The sequence below is a fragment of the Flammeovirga sp. SubArs3 genome (genome assembly GCF_947387565.1).
In the GTDB taxonomy this organism is placed as follows: Bacteria; Bacteroidota; Bacteroidia; order Cytophagales; family Flammeovirgaceae; genus Flammeovirga; species Flammeovirga agarivorans.
Genome location: NZ_CANDOA010000003.1, coordinates 733,725 through 748,156 on the forward strand (window position 1 = coordinate 733,725; position 14,432 = coordinate 748,156).

At 33.5% G+C, this 14,432-nt stretch carries 16 protein-coding genes; 10 read left to right on the forward strand and 6 right to left on the reverse strand.

The window, feature by feature from the left end; all coding sequences use genetic code 11:
• Nucleotides 1–41 precede the first annotated feature (41 nt).
• Nucleotides 42–764, forward strand: a complete 723-nt coding sequence (locus QL232_RS12095) for a response regulator (RefSeq protein WP_168883411.1) — start codon at nt 42–44, stop codon at nt 762–764.
• 62 nt (nt 765–826) lie between these two features.
• Here QL232_RS12095 and sufD read toward each other — a convergent pair whose 3' ends face one another.
• Both sufD and sufC read right to left on the reverse strand, forming a co-directional pair.
• Nucleotides 827–2,125: a Fe-S cluster assembly protein SufD gene (gene sufD, locus QL232_RS12100; RefSeq protein ID WP_168883412.1), complete on the reverse strand. Its 1,299-nt coding sequence runs from the start codon at nt 2,123–2,125 to the stop codon at nt 827–829.
• Nucleotides 2,126–2,149: 24 nt separating this feature from the next.
• Nucleotides 2,150–2,908: a Fe-S cluster assembly ATPase SufC gene (sufC, locus tag QL232_RS12105; RefSeq protein ID WP_168883413.1), complete on the reverse strand. Its 759-nt coding sequence runs from the start codon at nt 2,906–2,908 to the stop codon at nt 2,150–2,152.
• A 388-nt stretch (nt 2,909–3,296) separates the two neighbouring features.
• Between sufC and QL232_RS12110 the strand changes: the two genes are divergently transcribed.
• The 8 genes from QL232_RS12110 to QL232_RS12145 all read left to right on the forward strand — a co-directional run bounded on the left by QL232_RS12110 (nt 3,297) and on the right by QL232_RS12145 (nt 8,354).
• A complete protein-coding gene (locus QL232_RS12110) occupies nt 3,297–3,701 on the forward strand; it encodes a MaoC family dehydratase (RefSeq protein WP_168883414.1) in 405 nt (134 codons plus the stop codon).
• Between the two features lie 64 nt (nt 3,702–3,765).
• Nucleotides 3,766–4,629 (forward strand): bestrophin family ion channel, encoded by an 864-nt coding sequence (locus QL232_RS12115; protein WP_168883415.1) that lies wholly within the window; start codon nt 3,766–3,768, stop codon nt 4,627–4,629.
• The gene (locus QL232_RS12120; RefSeq protein WP_281614315.1) at nt 4,630–4,980 is read left to right on the forward strand and encodes an ArsC/Spx/MgsR family protein; all 351 of its coding nucleotides are present in this window, start codon (nt 4,630–4,632) and stop codon (nt 4,978–4,980) included.
• 6 nt (nt 4,981–4,986) lie between these two features.
• Nucleotides 4,987–5,403, forward strand: a complete 417-nt coding sequence (gene ruvX, locus QL232_RS12125) for a Holliday junction resolvase RuvX (protein WP_281614316.1) — start codon at nt 4,987–4,989, stop codon at nt 5,401–5,403.
• A gap of 21 nt (nt 5,404–5,424) precedes the next feature.
• Nucleotides 5,425–5,985 (forward strand): peptide deformylase, encoded by a 561-nt coding sequence (def, locus tag QL232_RS12130; protein WP_168883418.1) that lies wholly within the window; start codon nt 5,425–5,427, stop codon nt 5,983–5,985.
• A gap of 94 nt (nt 5,986–6,079) precedes the next feature.
• Nucleotides 6,080–6,565, forward strand: coding sequence for a hypothetical protein (locus QL232_RS12135; RefSeq protein ID WP_281614317.1), 486 nt, complete (start codon nt 6,080–6,082; stop codon nt 6,563–6,565).
• A gap of 12 nt (nt 6,566–6,577) precedes the next feature.
• Entirely contained in the window at nt 6,578–7,369 is a 792-nt protein-coding gene (locus QL232_RS12140) for an amidohydrolase (protein WP_281614318.1), read from the forward strand.
• A gap of 7 nt (nt 7,370–7,376) precedes the next feature.
• Complete coding sequence (locus QL232_RS12145; protein ID WP_281614319.1) at nt 7,377–8,354, forward strand: hypothetical protein; 978 nt, start codon at nt 7,377–7,379, stop codon at nt 8,352–8,354.
• Here QL232_RS12145 and QL232_RS12150 read toward each other — a convergent pair whose 3' ends face one another.
• From QL232_RS12150 to QL232_RS12165, 4 genes are all read right to left on the reverse strand, one after another.
• Entirely contained in the window at nt 8,355–9,011 is a 657-nt protein-coding gene (locus QL232_RS12150) for a DUF4290 domain-containing protein (protein WP_281614320.1), read from the reverse strand.
• Nucleotides 9,012–9,075: 64 nt separating this feature from the next.
• A complete protein-coding gene (glmS, locus tag QL232_RS12155; RefSeq protein WP_168883423.1) occupies nt 9,076–10,914 on the reverse strand; it encodes a glutamine--fructose-6-phosphate transaminase (isomerizing) in 1,839 nt (612 codons plus the stop codon).
• A 33-nt stretch (nt 10,915–10,947) separates the two neighbouring features.
• Entirely contained in the window at nt 10,948–12,384 is a 1,437-nt protein-coding gene (locus QL232_RS12160) for a DUF4270 family protein (protein WP_281614321.1), read from the reverse strand.
• A 194-nt stretch (nt 12,385–12,578) separates the two neighbouring features.
• On the reverse strand, nt 12,579–13,394 hold the full coding sequence (locus QL232_RS12165) for a glycogen/starch synthase (protein WP_168883425.1): 816 nt from the start codon (nt 13,392–13,394) through the stop codon (nt 12,579–12,581).
• A 130-nt stretch (nt 13,395–13,524) separates the two neighbouring features.
• On the opposite strand from QL232_RS12165, the gene panC reads away from it, so the two are divergent.
• Nucleotides 13,525–14,382, forward strand: a complete 858-nt coding sequence (gene panC, locus QL232_RS12170; protein WP_281614322.1) for a pantoate--beta-alanine ligase — start codon at nt 13,525–13,527, stop codon at nt 14,380–14,382.
• The last annotated feature ends 50 nt before the right edge of the window (nt 14,383–14,432 follow it).

Sequence of the window (14,432 nt, forward strand, 5' to 3'; positions counted from 1 at the left end):
AATAGAGTGTTGAAAAACATTTACCCAAAAATTTGACTCTCATGAACGAGACGGTAGTGCTGGTTATTGACGACGAAAAAAACCTACTAGAAAGCATAGTTGACTTACTCGAAATTAATGATTTTAAAGTTCTCTCGGCCGAAAGCGGGCCAGACGCACTAGAGATCATAAAGCAACAAATACCCGACATCATTTTATGTGATGTTATGATGCCTGCAATGAATGGATACCTTTTTCTTAAAGAACTTAGAAAAAATCCTTTAGCAGTTGGAGTACCTTTTATCTTTCTATCGGCAAAAAGTGATCGTCATGATATACGAAAAGGAATGAATTTGATGGCGGATGATTATATCACAAAACCGTTTACTCAACAGGAGTTACTCCAGAGTATTAGGGCTAGAATTGATAGAATCGAAGTCCTCAAAACCGAGATTATGATGTTTATGAAAAGTATTCATCACAACCTTAGCAATAGTAACATTGACTATAATGAAATACCTGAGACTAAAAGAGAATTAGATACTCTTAAGGCTTTACTCCAATCTCAGAATAAAGCTATTGAGAAATATTGTTATCTCAATTCTCACAAGGTAAGAGGTCCCCTATGTAGAATAATGGGGTTAATTGAGCTTTTTAATTCTTCTGATGAAATGCTTTCTAAAGAAATTGTCAACCACTTAAAAAGTAGTGCAGAAGATTTAGATAAAATCACAAGAGAAATAACATTTGCTATTTCTACCCATAGAAATGTAAAAACAGCCTAGAAATAAAAAAGGATTACTTCCTAAGTGAGAAAGTAATCCTTTTTTAAAATATACGCTTAAGATTAATCCAAAGGATAACCCATTTTTTCAGCTACAGTTCTTTCTACAAGTGAACGAATTGGCTCATTAGAGATCTTTTCGATTACATCACCTGCAAAAGCATATGTCAATAAAGCTCTTGCTTTATCTTCAGTGATACCTCTTGCTCTTAGATAGAACATTGGATCTTCATCTAAAGCACCAATTGTACAACCATGTGAACAACTTACATCATCGGCCCAAATCTCTAATTGTGGTTTTGTGTTCACAACTGCATCTGGAGAAAGTAAGATGTTTTTGTTGGACTGGAATGCATTTGTTTTTTGTGCATCCTGACGAACAAAGATTTTACCATTGAAAACTGCTTTAGATTTACCACTTAAAATACCTTTGTATAACTCATTAGAATATGAGTTAGGCATTTTGTGATCTACCATTGTATGGTTATCTACAAAAGATTTATCATCTAATAAGTATAAACCTGTCATAAGACCTTCACAATGCTCACCAAGTGAGATATTTAAGTTATTTCTAACCAATTTACCACCAGTAGTGATAGTCACATTATGGTATACAGAGTTGTCTGCTTGTTGTGCCTCAGATAACGTTACTAAATGAGTATTTTCATTCTCATCTTGTAATTTAATATGATTTACAACAGCTCTTTCTGCTACTACTGTTTCAGAAACTGCATTGATAAGCACTTCATTGTCTCCCAATACTACATTTCTTTCAGCAAAAGTAAACTGAGCACCTTCTTCAGCAATCGCTAAAACTCTAGGTTGAACAACTAAATGATTAGCAGTAACAACATTTAGAATAAGAACTGCTTCTTCTTTTAAAGCATTTCTTTTAGCGTAAACAAATACTCCTTCTTGGATAGAAGCTGTGTTAATACCTACGAAAGGTAACCCTGCATCAGCATATTTACCTAAATGAGATAAAACTAATGCTTCGTCTTTTTGAATAGCTTCTGAAAGTGGTGAGAAAGTCACCTTGTCTGTTGAAGTATAGTTTGATAACTCAGCATTGAACTGACCATCAACAAATACCATTACTTCAACACCTTCGATCAAATGATCAGCAATATCTTCTTTAGTAACTGCTTTTGATGAAGTTGTGAAATTAAACTCAGAAGAAACTAATTTCTTCACATTAGTATATTTCCACTCTTCATCTCTGATTGAAGGAAAATCTGTTGATGCAAATTGTTCCGCTGCTTCAGTTTTTAGAGAAGTTAAAGCAGGAACAGCATCAATTGTATCTTCTATATATGCTAATGCATTATTTTTTAATGCAGCATTTTCAATTACTTTACTCATAATTAGAAAAAATTAGGGTTAGGTTTAGTTTTGACCTTCTACTTCTTGGATAATCCAATCGTATCCTTTTTCTTCTAATTCAAGTGCCAATTCTTTAGTACCAGATTTTACGATCTTACCTTTGTAAAGTACGTGAACAAAGTCAGGAACGATATAATCTAATAATCTTTGGTAGTGAGTTACTACAACAAAAGAACGCTTACCGTCTCTTAAAGTATTAACACCATTAGCTACAATTCTTAAAGCATCGATATCAAGACCTGAATCTGTCTCATCAAGAATTGCTAATTTTGGATCTAACATAGCCATATGGAAGATCTCATTTCTTTTCTTTTCACCACCTGAGAATCCTTCGTTTAAAGAACGGTTCATTAGAGATTTATCAATAGAAACGATCTTCATCTTTTCTTTCATCTCTTTCATAAAGTTCGCAGCGTTATAAGGCTCCTCACCTCTTGCTTTACGTACCTCATTAACAGCTGTTCTTAAGAAGTTAGTGTTACTAACACCTGGGATTTCAACTGGATATTGGAAAGCAAGGAATAAACCTTTTTGTGCTCTTTCCTCTGGTGACATCTCTAACAAATCTTCACCATCGAAGTCAACATCGCCACCTTCTACTTCATAATCTTCTCTACCAGCAAGAACTGAAGCTAAAGTACTTTTACCAGAACCGTTTGGTCCCATAATCGCGTGCACTTCACCCTCTTTAATCTCCAAGTTGATCCCTTTAAGAATCTCTTTGTCTTCTATCGAAGCTTTTAGATCGTTGATCTTCAGCATTTTTATCTATGATTTTGTTGTTAGAAATTCGTCTTTAAAGATTGGATATCACATCTTATAAAAAAGTTGTAAACACACATTCCAATCGGCTCGCAAATTTATTTAGATTTTTTTTAAATAGGAACTATTTTATAAATAATCCCATCATTTATTTCAATTATTCATGAAAAAAGGCACTGCCAATGACAATACCTTTAGTCCAGTAAATATGAAAATGAAAAAAGATAACTCTAAATTAAATTGCTAGCTCGGCTTGAATAATTGTTTTTTTTATACAAGCTTTGAGCTTTGCCTCCTCAAAGTTAAGCAGAATTGATTTAATTTGGAGACTTTCATCACCTTTTTATGAAAATTTTATATTTTTATATAAGCATTATTTTTAAAAACAATGATTTTAATAGGAAATACTTACGAGACAACTTTTTCATTTACTCAAGATCAAGTAGATGCATTTGCTAAACTAACGGGTGACACTAACCCAATTCACATTGATCCTGAGTTTGCTGCAGGTACTCCTTTTAAGAAACCTATTATGCATGGTTTTTTATCTGCAAGTATTTTTTCAAGAGTTTTAGGAACTGAATTCCCAGGAAATGGATCTGTTTATTTGTCTCAATCCATGGATTTCTTAAGACCAATGTTTGTTGATGAAGAATATGTAGCCACTTTCGAAGTGACAGAAATTGATTCTAGAAGAAAAACAGCTATAATAAAAACAGTTATCACCTCTTCTCAAAAAAAAGTAACTGTTAAGGGAGAGGCGAAAATAATGCACAAAACACTTATTGAATAAAACTTAATATTAACTTTTTACGTTAATTTGTGAGATAATTTTTTACTATTACTTTTTTTGTTCTATGCCTAAAAGAAACTTCACTCAATCTTCTTTGTACATGATCTTTTCGTACAAAGGATATTTAGTTAGACGATTATCCATAGATTTAATTTGGATTGTTATCCCCACTACTATTCTATGCGCTGTTCATGAGTTTAATCATGTTGATATCAAAATGAACTTTACAGTACCAGGTCTCCTTGGTGCAATTCTAGGTTTACTATTGGTATTTAGAAATAATACCGCCTATGATCGTTGGTGGGAAGCAAGAAAAGTTCTTGGTGGATTAGTGAACACCTCAAGAAACTATGCTTTACAAGTAGAGAATCTTCTACCAGAAAGTGAACATAAAAATGAGATCATTAAATTGATTGGAGCTTTTCCATTCGTTTTAAAGGAACACTTAAGAGATGGAGTGGTCTATGCAGAACTTGATTTTTTAGGTGAAAAACTAATCAAAGAATTAAAAGAGTGGAAGCATGTACCGAATGCTGTCAATCAATTAATTCAAAGAAGGTTAAGGATTGCTTACGATAATAAAGAAATCACAGATTTTCAGTTTTTAAAGTTGATTGAAAACTCAGATGAATTAATTGACATTATGGGTAAATGTGAAAGAATTCACAATACTCCTATGCCATCATCACACTCTTATCTTCTGAAAACATACATTTATGTATATGCTATCATTATGCCTTTCGGTTTAATTGATAATCTTAGCTGGTGGACTATTCCTGCAGTTATGATGATCTATTACATAGCAATGAGTATTGTTACTATTTCAGAGGAAATTGAAGATCCATTTGGTAAAGATCCAAACGATTTACCAGTTGATAGGATCGCTCAAAATATTTACAACAACGTTCAAGAAATTATTACCAAATAAATGTCCAAAATTTATTACCTCTCTACTTGTTCAACATGCAAGAGAATCATTGAGGAAATAGGAAAAGATAAGTTTGATGTATTTCAGGATATCAAAACTGAAAAAATCACTTCGGAACAAATTGAAGAGATGAAGGCTCTTTCAGGATCATATGAATCTTTATTCAGTAGAAGATCTAGACAATTTAGACCAATGGGACTACATGAAAAGGACTTATCTGAGGAAGATTATAAATCGTTAATACTTCAAGAATATTCTTTTTTAAAAAGACCTGTTATTATTGCAAATAATCAGATATTTGTAGGAAATAGTAAAAAAGAAGTGGAAAAAGCGAAAGCTGCCCTTTCTTAAAAAATTATGGGAAGAATATTAGCAATAGATTACGGTACCAAAAGAACTGGCTTTGCCGTTACTGATCCGATGAAGATTATCGCATCATCATTAGAAACAGTTCAAACCAATGTGGCAATGCAGTTTATTAAAGACTACCTAGCAAAAGAGGAAGTAGATCAGTTTGTCATTGGCTTACCTGTCGGACTAGATGGATTAGAAACCGACAATACTAAACCAACTAAATCTTTTGCAAAGAAATTGCAACAAAATTTCCCTAATATTCCACTAGCCTATATTGATGAGCGATTTACATCTAAAATGGCTGAACAATCAATGTTGGCAAGTGGCATGAAAAAGAAAGACAGAAGAGTAAAAGGTAATGTAGATAAAATCAGTGCCGCTATTATTCTTCAATCCTACATGGATCAGCAAAGTTTTTAATCTCAAACAAATAACAGTCAAATGATATATCCTGTAGTAGCTTATGGCGACCCCGTATTAAGAAAAGTTGCCATTGACTTTACAAAAGATGAATTAAACGAAGTTAGCACTTTAATAGACGACATGTTTGAAACTATGTCAGGTGCTCAGGGAGTTGGACTTGCAGGTCCACAGATTGGAAAAGCTAAACGTATCTTTGTTATTGATTCTAACTTAATGTTAGAAGAAGGATCTGAAGAAACAGGTTACAAAGGTGCTTTTATCAACGCTGAAATTATTGAAGAGTTTGGTGAAGATGTTGGTTTTGACGAAGGTTGTTTAAGTATTCCTGGCATCAACGGTGAAGTGGTTAGACCTGAAGGTGTGATTATCAAATACCTTGATGAAAGCTTAAAGGAAAGGGAAGAGAAATTCACTGGTGTAACTGCAAGAGTTATCCAACATGAATATGATCACATTGAAGGTGTTTTATTTACTGATTATCTATCTCCTATTAAAAAGAGGTTAATTAAAAGTAAATTAAATAACATCACAAAAGGAAAAGCTCCTCATGCTTACAGAATGAGATTTCCGAAAAAATAATTAATTTTAAGCTACTCAAAATTGAGTAGCTTTTTTTTAAATATTTTGGCGAGTACATGTACTCACTTTATACGATTACTTTTTAAATATTACGATGAGATTACTTACTCTATTTTTGATTTCTTTTCTATTATTCGGATGTGGAAATGATGAAATCAATTGGAGCACTCCTACCAGCCTTGACCAATACTTTATGGATGAAATCAACAAGCATAGAGAAGATCAACAGTTACAACCTCTTACATTTAATGTCACTTTCTTTGAAGAGTCAAAGAGATTTGCCGCTAAGTTGGCTGACAATCCAGGAATGAGGGAACAACTTTCAAAAGAAGAAGAAGAGAACGGCTACTATAAACAAAGAATACAAGTAATTACAGACGCAAGTGACATTAGAGGGTGTACGGGTTTCGCTTCTTTTTCTGATCTTAATCCTACTCCAAATGTTGTGAAAATTATGGCTCAAGCATGTTCAAACACGCTTGATAATCGCAATTCTAATACTTTTGGCGGTGCCGTATTTCAAAATTCCAATACAGGTGATTATTTTTATGTAACTTTCGTCGGCCGATTAGATAATTAATTAACGTATTCCATGTCACAGCATCAAGAAAATTTCAAAATTGCTTTAGTACAATTTGATCCGCAATGGATGAATCCTACGGCAAACTTAGCTCTCCTCGAAGAAAAACTTTGGACAATTGATGAACAGGTCGATTTAGTGGTTTTACCAGAACTATTTACGACAGGATTTCATACTACGGCTGCAGAAAAAGCTGAACCAATAGGTCTGACTACTTCAAAATGGTTAATGCAACAATCTAAAAGAATGAATGCAGCAATTATTGGAAGTTTTCCTATACGTCAAGACCGTTTAATATATAACCGCTCATTATTTGCAAGGCCAAATGGTCATGTATCCCATTATGACAAAAGGCATTTATTCAGAATGGCGTCTGAACATATGGCTTTCGCTCATGGGAAATTTCAAGTGGTAGAAGAGTGGAAAGGTTGGAGAATTAACCCAATCATATGTTATGACCTAAGATTCCCACTATGGTGTAGAAACACTAACAACGATTATGATATTCTTTTATGCTTAGCCAACTGGCCCAAACCTCGAATTGAAGCTTGGGATGCTTTGCTTAAAGCTAGAGCCATTGAGAACTTATCCTATACAGTAGGCGTTAATCGTGTTGGCAATGATCCACATGGAGTTGAATATAATGGACAATCTGCCGTTTATAACCCAAAGGGACAACTCGTTAATGAACTTTCTGAAGAAGATGAAATCCAAATTATCACTTTATCATATAAGGAAGTTCAACAAATCAGGGAGTCTTTCCCTACTCACCTAGATGCTGATCACTTCACTCTTCAATTATAATTAGTTATTGGATAGTATTTTCATACATATTTTTATTGGTCTCATTGGTATTTTATTAATGAGATATGGAGCCTTGATGCTTACTAAAGGTGCTACAGCATTATCAGCTTCTTCCAACTTTTCAGGAATACATATTGGATTAACAGTTGTAGCCTTAGGCACTTCTATACCTGAAGTTTGCGTATCATTTATTTCTGTTTATAAAGAGTCTGAAGAGCTTGCCTTTGGTACAATCATAGGGAGTAATACCTTTAATATCGTTTTTGGACTCGGTATTTCTTCACTGATCATCAATATTAGAGTATTATCTAAGAATATTTGGCGGGATACCGTATTTGCTTTAGGAAGTGGCTGTCTTCTCTTTTTACTTCTAAATAAGAAGTTATTTTTCCATTCGGAGACCAACTATCTGACACCTTATGATACGATTATTTTAATTGGGTATCTTATTACTTACTATCTAATTATTTTTGCGAGTTCTAAGAATAAAAAGGAGATCTACTTAATAAAAAAAATTCCAAAAGGATTAATAAGACATCATTACATAAGTAGAGATATCATCGTTGGGCTCCTAATTATTGCCGCAGGAGCCTATATATCTGTCATAGAAGCATTATTATTAAGTGAGTATACAGTTTTAAGCCCAAGATTCATTGGAGTAAGTATCATGGCTATATGTACGTCATTGCCAGAGATTACAACTACTATAGCTGTCATGAAAAGAAAACGACAGGATATTGCTTTTGGTAATATTATGGGCTCTTACATTATAAATTTTTTAGTTGCTCCTTCTATATTAACAATTAAGGGTCCAATCGCTTACGATTACACCCTTAACTATGACCTTTCTTTCTCGGTCTTAATATGTATGTTATGTGCCTTCCTAAGTTTATCCAGTAGATATTTACGTTTAAATAAAGTAGCTTCAGTTCTTTTACTTACACTTGGAATACTTTATTACTTCACTACGTACTTAAGAGGGTAACTATTTTCTCTTTTTTCTTCTTCTCTTCTTTGAATTTGAAGATGATTTTGAGTTATTATTAGATTGCGTTGACACAGAAGCTGAAGGTAATTTTACATTTTTAAAAGCATCTGGAAACTTCTCTTTAAGTGGTCGCACATTAAATCTTCCTTTGGTTAAAGAGTTTAATGTATTTATCACTACTTCGTCTTCAATCTGATCATTAACCTGCATTGAATAAAAAGACTTCATCAATTTAATGATTTTGACAAAAGCTTTTTCTTTCCCTTCCACAGTTTCTTGTTCTAATGCACTTTCAACCATTATTTCTAGGTTTTTACCAAAGTGCTTAAATCTAATATGAGATTGATTATAAGGAACCTGACGAGGCTTCTTATGCATCATGTTCTCTGTAGGAAGAGGATAAGGAGCGTCGATATCCAGATTAAATTCAGACATTACCTGAATATGATCCCATATTCTTTGCTGACTATCACTTAATTGTTTTTGGATAGGATGTAATTGCTTCATTAAAGCAATCAAAGTGTATGAGTATTGAGTTCTAAGTGACTTATCTTCTAATGAAGAAATATACTTTACTAATTTCTCAATATTTCTACCATATTCTTTAAGAATGATATCTGATCTTCCGGTATTGTAGCTAAATTCTTCGCTCATATAATTCATTAATTTCAAAAAAGCTGTCGATAAATTTAAATTACCGACAGCTTTAAATATTTTATTACTCTACGGTAACTGATTTCGCCAAATTTCTTGGCTGATCGACGTCACAACCTCTTAACACTGCAATGTGATAAGATAGTAATTGAAGAGGAATACAAGAAATCATCGGCATTAATACCTCATGAGTATCCGGAACTTCAATAACGTGGTCAACCATACCTGGAATCAATGCATCTCCTTCAGTAACAACTGCGATTACTTTACCGCCTCTTGCTTTTACTTCTTGAAGGTTTGATACCACTTTATCGTAAGAGCTATCTCTAGTTGCAATGACTACAACTGGCATGTCTTCATCAATAAGGGCAATTGGACCGTGCTTCATTTCTGCAGCAGGATAACCCTCTGCATGAATATAAGAAATTTCTTTCAATTTTAATGCACCTTCTAATGCCACTGGGAAATTATATCCACGACCTAAGTACAAGAAATTAGAAGCATCTTTGTACAAATGAGACATTTCTTTAATAGAATCATCTGTTTTAAGAACCTCCTCTATTTTTGAAGGGATATTTTCAAACTCCTTCAACAATGAATGTAACTGGTTCTCAGTTAAAGAGCCTTTTTCTTTCGCTAACATTAAAGCCATCGTGGTAAGTACAGTCAATTGAGCAGTAAATGCTTTTGTACTTGCTACACCAATTTCTGGCCCTGCGTGAGTATATGCACCTTCATGAGAGTTTCTAGCAATAGATGAACCTACTACATTACAAACGCCTAATACTGTTGCACCCTTAGATTCTGCCAAACTCATTGCTGCTAATGTATCTGCTGTTTCTCCCGATTGAGAAATTGCAATCATAACATCACCTTTACCAATGATTGGGTTTCTATATCTGAATTCAGAAGCATATTCAACTTCTACTGGGATTCTTGCTAATTCTTCAAAGATGTATTCTGCTACCAAACCTGCATGCCATGATGTACCACAAGCTACAATAATAATGCGGTTAGCATTAACTAAATCTTCAAAGTGATTGAAGATACCACCTAATTTTACGTGGTTTTCTTTTGCAATCACCCTTCCTCTTAAACAATCAGCAACAGAGCGAGGTTGTTCCATAATTTCTTTCATCATGAAATGATCATATCCACTCTTTTCAATTGCTTCTAATTCAAGCTCTAATGTTTGGATATAAGGAGTTTGTTCTTGGTTTTTCACATCAGTGATAGTCATTTCACCATCCTTCAGTAGAACTACTTCCTCATCTTTTATATATACAACGTCTTTAGTATACTCAACAATTGGTGTCGCATCAGAAGCTAAGAAGAATTCACCTTCTCCTACACCAATCACTAATGGACTACCTTTTCTTGCTGCAACTAATTGACCTGGGTTATCTTTACTTGTAATTACAATAGCATATGCACCTACTACTTCGTTCAAAGCAATACGAACAGCTTCATCTAAATCACAATTGTTATCTTTTTGTACTTGCTCAATAAAATGAATAAAAACCTCAGTATCAGTCTCACTTTGAAAAACATGTCCTTTTTCAATTAACTGACTTTTTAATACTTCATAGTTCTCAATTATTCCATTGTGAACCATTGCTAATTTTTGATCTGAAGAATAATGAGGGTGAGCATTAACATCATTAGGTGCACCGTGCGTTGCCCAACGTGTATGACCAATACCTGTTGATCCTTTTGTATCTTTTCCTTCTAATTGTTTTTTAAGGTCAGCAACTTTGCCTTTACACTTAAAAACTTTAACATCAGATTTTTCTATAAGGGATACTCCAGCACTATCATAGCCACGATATTCTAATCTTTCTAGGCCTTTAATTAGAATGTCAAGGGCGTTTCTTTCACCCACATAACCGACAATTCCGCACATAATTAAAAAATTTAAATTTAGATGAATAAAAAATTACTTACACTCGTGTCTTGGGTCGTTAAATACCGCATAATATACAATCAGACGCAATCTCATTGTCTGACCATTAAGCGGGTGTAATATTGGACTTTCGTCGTCAGCGAAAACCAGCTTTCTAATATTTGATGATTGTTGGTTTGGTAATAACACCAATCCATCATCATCGAGTGGAAGGTTATAGAATTCTCTATACGCACGATCCTGTAAATAGGTTGCCAGTTTACCGTAACTATATGTTTGTGTATTTGATCCGTATGTCACTGTTTGATCACCAGATGACGGATATTGAGCTTGTAAAAATCTATATTGCTGTGATGTTTCTGATATCGTCTGAATTGAACCATCTTCATCCATAAAACCAAAAAACAGTCCAGAAGGAGGTGGCATATTAGATGATGGGAAAATCTTGTATTCAGGGTCATCTACACCTACAGCAGAGACTACTAAATCTGCTCTATTTAAATGTACTTCTCGTAAGCTATCATCCCCTGTATAAGTACCTGGTTCTTTTACAAAAAGATCCATTAAGTTAGGAAATTTGATACGTGAGACCATACCAGTACCTTCAAATACAAATCCTAAATTATTAGAATCTTCAGTTTTTACTACATCTCCAATTTGAATACCAGATGTTAAAGTACCTGGTGTATATGTAATGTTATTAAAACGTTGATTAAAGCCAAAATAGTAAGTAGTTCTTACGGTATCTTCACTTGACTCACCGAAGTAATGCATATTCATTTCTACAACTGTTCCATAGTTCTCTAAAGAGAACTTTCCTGCCCATGCACTCTCTTGTCCTTTCTTCACTTTTATTGCAAGACCTTTGATTTTATTAGCAAAATCATCCTGATCTGCATACTCTGCATTGTCAATAATCTTCTTACCGAAAGCATTATCTAATTTGATTTTTACTGTATCAGTTGATAGATCTTGAGGTTTAAAAGTTCTTGACCCTAAAAGCTCTGTGGCATATGAAACTGTATCAGTAGAATAATACTCTGTTGAATCGCCGATGATGTCGTCTGTTAATTCATAAATCTCCAATGTTAGCGACTTTGTAGTATCACCATACAAAGAGGTTAGATCAAGACCTAATGATAAAGAAATAGAATCCAAGACCCTATCATTAAAATCTAAAGCTTCTTCAGAACCAATACTTAATTGTGTATATGATGATGTTTCAGTTTGCCCAATTTGAGTACCTTCATCTACATAACCTGCCATAAAATAAGCACTATTTTTTGTATACAAAGAGTCTTTGTAGTGTGTTTCTATATCGATCTCTAAAGTATCGATATAACACATTTTTGTTTGATCATCGATCAGGTCGCCTCCGATAACAATGGTTTGTAGATCCGTCTTTGTACAAGCGAATGAAAGAATTGCTGAAAATGAAGCTAATGCTCTGATTAAAAATTTATTATTCATTTGTAATTTTTCAAAAATAAAAAAGGCACCCTACCCTCCTTACTTGAATGACAATGGAATTGTAAAAATGGTTGAAAGTAAAGTATAAATACGGTGAGACAAAAATTGTAAATTATCTAGACGTACACAAATAAAAAAAGGCTATTGAAGTACTTCAATAACCTTTTTTTTGTAAAAATACCAAAATGCTCGTTCTATTGAGCCAATCCAGTATAAATATCATAGTATGAGTCCGCGTATTCATCGCCTTCAGGCTCTGTTTCCGTTACTTTCTCACCATAAGTTGAAAGTACTTCTACTACATCCTCTTTAATTGAAGGAGAACCTTTAGTAACACGGTCTGCATATTCAGAACCGATTTTAATAAAACTATTGTAGTCAGCTGAAGACAAATCCGACAACATAGAGTCATCGATATCTAACATCTTCACTTTCTTCGCTAGTTCTTCGTGATTAAATTTATGATCAAATTTCGTATCATAAACAGTAAATACTGTTTTAGCATTTTTGAACATTGGATCATTCTTGTAAGAAGTTTTCAAGTATAAAGGAATGAAACTTGTAAACCAATCATTACAATGAACTACATCTGGTGCCCATCCTAATTTCTTTACTGTCTCAATTACTCCCTTACAGAAGAAAACTGATCTGTCATCATTATCTGAGAAAAACTCATCGCTTTTCTTGTCTCTGAAAACAGACTTTCTGTGGAAATAATCTTCGTTATCTATAAAGTAAACTTGCAATTTTGCACTTTGGATTGAAGCAACTTTGATAGTTAGTGGTTTTTCCTCCTCGCCTACGGCAATGTTCATCCCTGAAAGTCTTACCACTTCATGTAATCTGTTCTTACGCTCATTGATCAATCCAAATCTCGGAACCATAATTCTGATTTCCATACCTCTTTCTTGCATGTGTTGAGGAAGCTTCCTAACATAATCTGCAACTTCAGAAGTTTTCAAAAATGGATTTATCTCACTTGAAACGTAAAGAATTTTTAATTTTGACATATTCTACCGTATTTACACCTTTTCTTCGCAAAAGTACGGAAGAACTTGCTTAAATTCAACTTTTAAAAGTAAACTAACTTAAATTCACATTTTTACTTAATAATTTAATTTTAAAAAATCAACCCCTAAAATGGACGTTTTTAATAAAGTTAGCACGTTAAAAGATTTTGTAAATAATTGTAGATTTTCAAAAAAAAGTGTTGGATTTGTCCCAACAATGGGTGCATTACATCATGGACATATCACTTTAATTAAAAAATCAATTCAAGAAAATGACATCACTATTTGCAGTATTTTTGTTAACCCTACCCAATTCAATAATGCCATCGATTTAAAACATTATCCTGTCCAACATGAACAAGATAAAAAGATGCTAGAAGAAGCTGGATGTTCAGCACTTTTCCTTCCTTCAGTTGAAGAGATGTATCCTTTGGGTATAGAACAAAGTCAAATGACAGGATTTAATTTTGGTATCATAGAAAAGCAATTGGAAGGTGCTTTTAGACCTGGGCATTTCAATGGAGTAGGCATTGTCGTTAGCAAACTATTTCATATGGTTAATCCTGACAAAGCATATTTTGGATTAAAAGATTTACAACAATTTCTAATCATCAGAAAAATGACAGCTGATTTATCATTTGGCATAGATGTAATTGGAGTTCCTACGGTAAGAGAGAACGATGGTTTAGCCATGTCCTCTAGAAATCTTAGACTTACAGAAGATGAAAGAAAGGTTGCTCCTTTTATTTATGAAGTGATTAGTACTATGAAAGAAAAAATTGATCACAATCAAGCTCCAAAAGAAGTATTGGATTGGGGAATTGCTAAATTTCAAAATAACACGAAATTTCATTTAGAATATTTGGAAATTGTAGACACAACAACACTTACAAAAGTTGAAGACTACAAAAAGCCATTAAGCTATGCAATAGTAATTGCAGCCCACTTGGGTAAAGTAAGATTAATTGATAATCTTTTAATAGAATAATATTTATATCAACCATATGAACTGAACAGTACTACAAAAAAAAGATCCGT

Bases quoted from the DNA above. Each gene is read 5' to 3' on its own strand.
- QL232_RS12115 (WP_168883415.1), top strand. From the start codon at position 3,766: ATGCCTAAAAGAAACTTCACTCAATCTTCTTTGTACATGATCTTTTCG.
- QL232_RS12150 (WP_281614320.1), bottom strand. From the start codon at position 9,011: ATGAGCGAAGAATTTAGCTACAATACCGGAAGATCAGATATCATTCTT.
- QL232_RS12165 (WP_168883425.1), bottom strand. From the start codon at position 13,394: ATGTCAAAATTAAAAATTCTTTACGTTTCAAGTGAGATAAATCCATTT.
- QL232_RS12135 (WP_281614317.1), top strand. From the start codon at position 6,080: ATGAGATTACTTACTCTATTTTTGATTTCTTTTCTATTATTCGGATGT.
- QL232_RS12140 (WP_281614318.1), top strand. From the start codon at position 6,578: ATGTCACAGCATCAAGAAAATTTCAAAATTGCTTTAGTACAATTTGAT.
- QL232_RS12160 (WP_281614321.1), bottom strand. From the start codon at position 12,384: ATGAATAATAAATTTTTAATCAGAGCATTAGCTTCATTTTCAGCAATT.
- QL232_RS12110 (WP_168883414.1), top strand. From the start codon at position 3,297: ATGATTTTAATAGGAAATACTTACGAGACAACTTTTTCATTTACTCAA.
- sufC (WP_168883413.1), bottom strand. From the start codon at position 2,908: ATGCTGAAGATCAACGATCTAAAAGCTTCGATAGAAGACAAAGAGATT.
- def (WP_168883418.1), top strand. From the start codon at position 5,425: ATGATATATCCTGTAGTAGCTTATGGCGACCCCGTATTAAGAAAAGTT.
- sufD (WP_168883412.1), bottom strand. From the start codon at position 2,125: ATGAGTAAAGTAATTGAAAATGCTGCATTAAAAAATAATGCATTAGCA.
- QL232_RS12120 (WP_281614315.1), top strand. From the start codon at position 4,630: ATGTCCAAAATTTATTACCTCTCTACTTGTTCAACATGCAAGAGAATC.
- ruvX (WP_281614316.1), top strand. From the start codon at position 4,987: ATGGGAAGAATATTAGCAATAGATTACGGTACCAAAAGAACTGGCTTT.
- glmS (WP_168883423.1), bottom strand. From the start codon at position 10,914: ATGTGCGGAATTGTCGGTTATGTGGGTGAAAGAAACGCCCTTGACATT.
- QL232_RS12095 (WP_168883411.1), top strand. From the start codon at position 42: ATGAACGAGACGGTAGTGCTGGTTATTGACGACGAAAAAAACCTACTA.
- panC (WP_281614322.1), top strand. From the start codon at position 13,525: ATGGACGTTTTTAATAAAGTTAGCACGTTAAAAGATTTTGTAAATAAT.